This is a genomic window from Pandoraea horticolens (genome assembly GCF_902459555.1).
Taxonomy (GTDB): domain Bacteria; phylum Pseudomonadota; class Gammaproteobacteria; order Burkholderiales; family Burkholderiaceae; genus Pandoraea; species Pandoraea horticolens.
Window position 1 is genome coordinate 1 of record NZ_CABPSM010000065.1, and the last position, 582, is coordinate 582.

A 582-nucleotide genomic window follows, 5' to 3' on the forward strand; every position below is an offset into this window, starting at 1 on the left:
CGATCTGGTGCTGTTGGTGCAAGGACAGGCGAAGTGGCCCGCCCCCGGCGTCGACGAGGCGCAGGGCGACTATCTCGACATCGACGCACTCCCGAACGGCGTGACGACCCGCGTGTACAGCAGTACCGACATGCAGCGCAACGACGTCATCGACCTGAGTTGGGGCAATCCGGGCGACGCCGGCTACTTCGACGACAGTATCAACGTGAGTACGCCGCGCGACTATCGCTTCCGCTTGACGCAGGATGAAGTGCTGCCGTGGAAGGGGCGCGTCGCCAACATCTCCTACACCGTGACGCGCGGCGCGCAGGTGTTCAACTCGAACGTGCTCATGCTGCGGGTGGGCGCCAGCGTACAGCAGCAATTGCCGATGCCGAGCATCCTCGAAGCGCCGGCGGGCGTGCTCAATCCGGATACGCTCAGCGCCGGCCAGGCCACCGCCCAGGTACCGGTGTACAGCGGCATGGCAAGCGGCGATCAGATCCACCTCGTCTGGGGCGGCGGGCCAGGCAGCGGCGGCCTGGAGTGGTATATCGACGTGTCCAGCGCCATGGTCAGCGCGAACAAGCCGATCCAGCGCCC

1 pseudogene is annotated in these 582 nt (G+C 66.3%); it reads left to right on the plus strand.

Annotated elements, in window-relative coordinates:
- A pseudogene (locus PHO31112_RS27370) lies at window positions 1-582 on the plus strand (RCC1 domain-containing protein); the annotation flags it as partial.